The organism is Metabacillus rhizolycopersici, assembly GCF_020075705.1.
Genome location: NZ_JAIQUM010000136.1, coordinates 1 through 7,663 on the forward strand (window position 1 = coordinate 1; position 7,663 = coordinate 7,663).

Genomic DNA, 7,663 nt, shown 5'->3' on the forward strand with positions numbered 1-7,663 from the left:
AATTGGTCTACACCTAACATATGAAATTATAGAAGAATCTGTTTGATAAAACAAATGATAATCATGAAAATGCCACAAAAAATTTGTGGCATTTTCATTGACATAATCTTTTTTCAACAAAGTGTAATCTACTAATCTATAGATTAGTAGATTAGGGACACCATTACTTTAGGTTTTGGACTTTTCAGTGCCTTCGCCTAGTACTGAAGTCATCTCTATTCTTATTCACTTTTATAAACTTTCCATTTTATAGGGAGACATTTCAAAATCACTTTACAATTTCTTTTGAATCACTCCATTCTATGCTTCTATTAAAGTATTTTGCCCTGTTAAATACTTTCCAATTGGCTCACTTACAATCCCTTTTTCCATATCATAAACTAGCTGTCCTCTTACGAATGTTTTCGTCACTCGACAATTTACATCCCTTCCAACATATGGACTATGCTGATGTCGGTAATACAAATCTTCTGCCTGTACGGTATACGATTTATTTGGATCAAGGAGAATGATATCAGCATCATAGGATACCTTCATTCTTCCTTTAGTAGCTAGGTTAAATATTTCTGCTGGCTTTGTCGCAATCATCTTTGAAAATTCACTTACTGATACTCCACGCTTCTTTACAGCCTCATCAAACATTAAATCCACATTATTTTGGCAACCGCTAATTCCTCCCCACATCTCAAACATGTTATTCGTGTCGCTTTGCTTCATGTCAGGTGGGCATGGAGAATGATCCGAAGTCAAGATATCAATTTTTCCATCCTGAAGGGCTGCCCATAATTTTTCTTGTTCTGTTTTTGCACGAAGTGGTGGGGCACATTTTGCAACAGGACCTATTCTTTCAAAATCCTCCGTATCTAACGTAAAGTAGTGTGGGCAAGATTCGATCGTAACCACTTGACCTTCTTTACGCGCTTTAAGAATTTCCTCAACAGCCTCAGCACTACTAATATGAACAAAGTGTAATTGACACCCAGTCTCTTTCCCTAATAACAAAGCACGTTTAACGGCATCAACTTCTGTAAAAATTGGACGGGACTCTACATAATCTCTTGCTGTTGTTTTTCCTTGTGCTTTCTTTTCCATTGCTAGTTTATCAGTAAGCTCCGCATTCTCGGCATGAATAGATAAAACATGTCCCAATTCTGCCAGTTTTTTCATACCTTGATAGAGAGTATAATCATTTACATTCTTAAAATCACCAATTTCATCACTACCACAAGTGGCCATAAAACATTTGAAGGCCACAACCCCTTGGTTAGAAAGATCTTCTAAATCTTCAAGATTATCAGGAACTAATCCACCATATAAAGCATAATCAACATATGCCTTATTTTCAGCAGATTTCAATTTTAATTGGAGTGCATCCTTTGTTGTCGTTGCCGGCAAAGCGTTTAAAGGCATATCAATAAATGATGTCGTTCCTCCCGCAGCCAATGCTTGTGTTCCAGTTACAAACCCTTCCCATTCTGTTCTTCCTGGCTCACAAATATGAACGTGTGCATCAATCATTCCAGGCATGACATATTGATGAGAAGCATCTATAACTTCAATAGATTCTTCAGCTATTTCATTTGAAATTTCTACTATTTTACCGTTAAGTATACCGATATCAAGTTTTTCTACTGAGTTTTCCAATACTACATTCCCATTTTTTACTACTAAATCAAACTTCATCCTTCCAACCCCTTTTTTCGAAATTTTCTGTATTTTAAATCTATTCAAATCTCTTGTTTATTTCATGATCTATTTTATCTACATATGTTTTTATAACAGAAACGAAATATATTAGGTAGTTTACAATTCTTTCTCAAATATCGTACCTTTTTTGAATTTTGAGTCTTTAAACGCATACTTTGTAAGAAGAAAATATGCAGAACCACCCACAACAACACCAATAATCCATGCCAACTCCACTAGTAAAAAGGCTGCACCAGCTCCGATAAACAATGCAAGCAGTGCGCATGGATTATATCCGGCAAATGGACCGTCTTCCTTGTACAAGTCTGCAACATTTACCTTTTGCTTTCTTAAAATATAATATTCAATTAACAAAATAGAAACAATCGGTCCCAAAAATGCGGAATATATAAGAATAAACATACCAAGACCCTTTGCTGAAGAATCCTGTACAAGCACCCAAGGGAATGAACAAAACGCAAGCAATCCGGTTATGATAACTGCAGGTTTATATTTCATTTTTGTAAGTAATGTAATAACATAGGTCGGTGGAATAATATTGGCAACCATATTTACTGCAACCGCGCCGAGAACAATAAATGCGGACACACCTACTGTGATATAAGGATTATCTACCACTATCGCAAATGACTTTACAGGATTAGAGATACCTGTTGCAGAAGCAAGCATTGCTCCAATTGTAAGTACGAATCCGTACGCTATTAATATAGGAGAAAAGTACAAAAATCCACGTTTTTTATCGCTAATACCAGATTTGAGCTCCCTTGAATAGTCCGCTGCACTTAAAAAGATAGCTGCATAATTACCCATAAACATCATTATGAATGCAAAGAATGGCAACCCCCATGTACCTTTTGCATGAACCCACTTTTCTGTAATAACAGCGCTATGAGATGTTAGCAGAATAGCAAATACATAGATCAGCGCTAGCATAATAACAAGAGATGCGACGATTTCCACCCATTTAATAGCATGGAAGCCGAACAGCGAAAGCACAATTTGTAAAACCTGAATCACTACAAAGCAAATGACAACGTTATCAAAACTACCACCAGTAACAACTTTCGCAATTTCATTTAAAGCAGTACCACCTATCCAGCTTTGAAAACCGTACCAAACGATGGCTGGAATACCACGCATAAGGGAAGATATGATTGAGCCTTTGAGACCAAAGGACATTCTGAGTTGTACAACATACGGTATTCCTGTTCGATATCCAAGCCTGTCATTTAAAGCAAACAAAGTTGAAATGATACCAATCGCTATGATAGCTGCGGCAAATGTTTGAAAGATGTTTAACATTGCAGTTCCTGCTACAACCAGACTAGCTCCAAGCGTCATATTACCTAAATTAACGCCGTCTCCAATCCACATAAATACATAGGGTATCGGTCCTACCGTTCTATCTTCTTCTGTTTTTGGAAGTAGTGATTCATCCACACCCTGATCATATTGGATTTGCGATGTCTCTTTTGTAACGGAACTTGCTAAATTTGTAGACATTATACACTCAACTCCTTTTATTGTTTGCATTATTTCGAAAAATACATTGGTTTACAAATTAGGGCTTTGATGTTTATCGATAGGCTTTGATATGATTTTTCTATCTTTTACAACGGTGTTTACCTGTTCACATTCCATATTTTCTGTGCTTCAGTCACAAGTATTAAATTATGACTTGAAAATGAATTTGCTTTGTCAAGCCTTAACATGTTTGAATAGCAGTATTGTTGTTTATTAAACAACAACGTTTCTATAAATGAATGGAAATAACATTACTAAATTTCAAATCTATGAACTCGATATTGAGGTGCATCACCCCCTTTAAATTCATTACCGTCAATAAGCGTTGCCTTTGCATTATTTTAAGCATCAAGTTTAATCTCTAAATTTACAGGTTCTTCTTTTGGCTTCCCACTAATAGACAACGCAATAGCAGCAGCTATCACTAGAGCCACAATCATCATGATGAAAGAGGAATTGAATGAGCCACTTGTTTCAATCATATAACCCATTAAGAATGGTGACACGAAACCTGCAATAGATCCGAAACAGTTAACCGTAGCTGAACCAGATGCCATAATTTTCGCGGGAAGGGTATCAACAACCAGACCCCAGAACCCTCCTTGAGCTAGGAACATAAAGAATGCTGCAAGACACTGGTAAACGATAACCATTGTTAAAGAAGATGCTTGAAACATTAAATATAAAGCTAGACCACCAATTAGTGCGTTAGGAATAAAAATCCATTTTCTATTTGTCTTTACTCTATCCGATAAATACCCACCCAAAACGATAGCTACTGTACCGACTAAATATGGTAATGCACTAAAGATACCTGTATCCATAAGAGAAAGACCTTTTTCATTGATCAGATACGAAGGAAGCCATGATGTAAATCCCCAGAACGTAATATCAAAGAAGAACCAAACAAGTGACATTTGCCATAAAATGGGCCTTTTTAAAAGTTCTTTAAAGGATATATCTGACTTCTTTTTCTCGGGAGATTTTTCATCTACATCTTCGTCTAATTCGGCAAGCTCTTCTTTTGTAATTTTCGGATGATCTTTTGGGTTATCTTTAAACTTTACCCAAATATAAATACCGACAAAAATACCTGGGATACCCATTATGACAAAGACAGCACGCCAGCCAAAAAATCCAATGATCGCTGCTGCTGCAATAGCTGCTAAAGCCGGCCCCAGAGTGTTTACTGTTGATTGAATCCCTGTCGCTGTACCACGTTGCTTACTAGGGAAGTAAGTAGCAATTCCTTTGTATGATGCACCAGGTAAACAAGCTTCACCTAAACCAAAGACAAAACGAAGCAATAACATAAGAGGGAAAGAAAAAATTAATCCCGTCAAAGATGTGAAAATGGACCACCAAGTAATCGCAATACTCATGACACGACGAAATCCAAATTTATCTGATAACATCCCGCCTGGAATCTGAAATAGAGCGTAACCAGCAAAAAACATACTTAATAGTAATCCTTGGGCCGTTGCATTTAGGTTAAGATCTTCCCCAATAAATGGTAATGCTATCGTGATAACCATACGATCTAAGAAAGAAAATAACCAACAGACCCATAATACTAATAAAACTGAATAACGAACTTTCCATCTTTTCTTTGGTTGTACTTGTAACTGTTCGTTCATTGAAGTACCTCCTTAAGGATTTTATATGACTTACCGTTAACTGAGAATGTCTTCACTTTTGTGGCTAATCACAAATTTCCACTCATCAAACAAAGATATTAAGTCATCATTCTTAAGTAAGTTTGCTTCTTTAAACTAGTACGTTTCATTATTACTTATTGAAACACCATCTCTTGTTGTTTGTTAAGCAACACCGTTCCCTTTGTTTAGTGAAAAATAGCATTACTGAATCCAACTCTACATTAAGTTTGAAAATAGACTCTATTATGAGTAATATCACCTCCTTTAAAGCCTTATCAGTAAGCGTTTTCAAAAGAGAAAAACTATGTTAATTGACAATTGAAGATATTTATCTAAAAAACACAGTTGTTACAACCTATTTTATTTTGCTGTGAAGCTACTATAATTGCTCAAAATAATTTCCAATGATCGTAGTTCTTCTATAAACAACGAAATTTCCAATCATAGGTAAAATACCCTATAATTAAATGAATATTCTAAATATTGTGTTAATTTATACTACCACCATCATTTTATTTTTTCAATAAAAAGTTTTAAAAAATAGGCATATTTACTATACTAAACAACAAATATTAATCCTCTTTAACGTAATATTGATCTGGAAAGTGTATTCGGTCATCTCAAGGACAAACTATCTTTTCATCAGATTCAGGAAGAAAATTCAATAGATAGAAAACACCAACAGAGAAAACCATTTCTCCGTAGGTATTTTCCATTCAAGGAGACTTTTGAGACAGCCCTTTTCCTCTATTGACGTTAAGTAGAGAATACTTTGAGAAATAAGAGTTTTTACTCAAATCATTTTTCTATGGATTAAATGAAAAGCAAGACACTTTTTTCAACCTTGTATATTTTACTTATATTACTTTTTAACTTTTATAATTGATTTAACTGCTTCTAAAGCTGCTTCATAGTTAGGATGATCCGTAATTTCTGGTACGTATTCAACATATTTTACGATATTTTTTTCATCTACAACGAAGACTGCGCGGCATTCTAAGCGATGTTCCTTCATATAAGTTCCATAAGCTGTTCCAAATGACATATTATAATGGTCAGAAAGAGTTTGAACACCTTCTATTCCTGCAGCTCCACACCATCTGCTTTGTGCAAATGGAAGATCTACACTAATGGTTAACACTTCTACATCATTTCCTAGCTTGCTAGCTGTTTCATTAAATTTCCTTGTTTGCGCATCACAAACTCCTGTATCAAGTGAAGGTACGCATGAAATCAGACGGACTTTCCCTGTTGAATCTTCAAGTGTAACTTTTGAAAGATCGTTTGCTAAAACTTCAAAATTTGGTGCTTTATCACCAACACGAATTTCACTTCCTACCAACGTAACTGGGTTTCCCGCAAACGTTACTACACCAGATCTTTCTTTACTCATATTAATCTTCCTCCTCATTCCTTAAAATTCCTTCTAATACTGGGCAAAGTTCAAAATAGGCTATGATGTTTTCAAGTAGTTAATTTTACACAAAGTAAGCGGCACTATTTTTACTTATTAAGAAATTTTCAATTTTATCTTCTACTACGTTTTGAACTGCTTTTTGAACTAGAGTCAATGTTTCAGTTGGTAATTCCGCCCACTCTTTTTCAGTAACATAGTTTTCTCTATTAAGAATTTTTATCATCATATGTTCCAAATCTGTGGCAATATTCACTTTACTAATTCCACCGTTAGGAATTTGAATGGCTTTTTTAATCTGCTCTAAAGGAGTTCCTGAACCGCCATGTAACACTAATGGTACAGATGTCAGTGCACGAATTTCCTTTAAACGTTCAATATCAATTTTTGGCTCTTTAACGGAATAGACTCCATGTGAAGTTCCGACAGAAACCGCTAATGCATCAACACCTGTTTCTTCTACAAACCGTTTCGCTTCTTCAGGCTCTGTAAATAGTTCTTCATCAACATCAGTTTCAATAAAGTCAGTTGTCCCAATCTTACCTAATTCAGCTTCTACTGTTACTCCTTTTGAGTGCGCATACTCAACAACGCTATTTGTTATCTCCATATTTTTCTCAAATGGTTGTTCTGAGGCATCAATCATAACCGATGTAAAACCAACCTCGATTGCTTCGGCAATTACATTGAAATCTTTCGTATGATCTAAATGTAATACAGCAGGAATCGTTATATTCTCATCTTGAATCACACGATAAAACTCTTGGCTAAATTCCGCTAAATTAATTCCATAACGCTCTTGCTCTCTTTCAGAAGTCTGAACGATGACTGCAGAATTTTTTTCTTGAGCAGCTCTAAGTATAGGTGCTATCATTCTTGAAGCTCTAGGAGTAAACGAGCCGACAGCAAATTGATTTTGCATTGCTACTGAAAGTACCTTAGTTAACGAACTAACATTGTTTGCTTTTAATTTTATTTCCATACATCCCCAACCTCCTTTACGCTATTAACATACGAAGCTTAAAACGATTTAACTTATTTCGTTCGAATACAAAGTTCCCTAATAAGCAACGTCGTTCTGTTTTTCATTTTAAACCGTTTTCAAAAAATTACAACAACTTTCTACTATTCTATTAATAATAGCTAAAGCATTCATTTTTTTTGTGCAATGTTAACATAGCAATGATCGTGATTACATTGTTATAATTTAAAAAGAAGGCTCTTTTCTAAAAGATTGTTGTTTTTAAACATAAAAAGATTAACAGCAGTTACAGAGCGGGACGAAAAATATGTCGAAAATTGAAGGTTGGTCGATACCTTGGTGATTTCGGACAATAAAATTCAAAACCAGACAATAAAA

General features: G+C 35.1%; 5 protein-coding genes. All 5 read right to left on the reverse strand.

Going from position 1 to position 7,663, the window contains the following annotated elements; genetic code table 11:
• Positions 1-300: 300 nt before the first annotated feature.
• Complete coding sequence (gene allB / locus K9V48_RS26520; RefSeq protein WP_224142080.1) at positions 301-1,683, reverse strand: allantoinase AllB; 1,383 nt, start codon at positions 1,681-1,683, stop codon at positions 301-303.
• A 120-nt stretch (positions 1,684-1,803) separates the two neighbouring features.
• Complete coding sequence (locus K9V48_RS26525; RefSeq protein ID WP_224142081.1) at positions 1,804-3,210, reverse strand: NCS1 family transporter; 1,407 nt, start codon at positions 3,208-3,210, stop codon at positions 1,804-1,806.
• Between the two features lie 362 nt (positions 3,211-3,572).
• On the reverse strand, positions 3,573-4,868 hold the full coding sequence (locus tag K9V48_RS26530) for an MFS transporter (protein WP_224142082.1): 1,296 nt from the start codon (positions 4,866-4,868) through the stop codon (positions 3,573-3,575).
• 883 nt (positions 4,869-5,751) lie between these two features.
• Positions 5,752-6,282: a thiol peroxidase gene (gene tpx / locus K9V48_RS26535; protein WP_224142083.1), complete on the reverse strand. Its 531-nt coding sequence runs from the start codon at positions 6,280-6,282 to the stop codon at positions 5,752-5,754.
• 85 nt (positions 6,283-6,367) lie between these two features.
• Positions 6,368-7,285, reverse strand: coding sequence for a class II fructose-bisphosphate aldolase (locus K9V48_RS26540; RefSeq protein ID WP_224142084.1), 918 nt, complete (start codon positions 7,283-7,285; stop codon positions 6,368-6,370).
• Positions 7,286-7,663 lie beyond the last annotated feature (378 nt).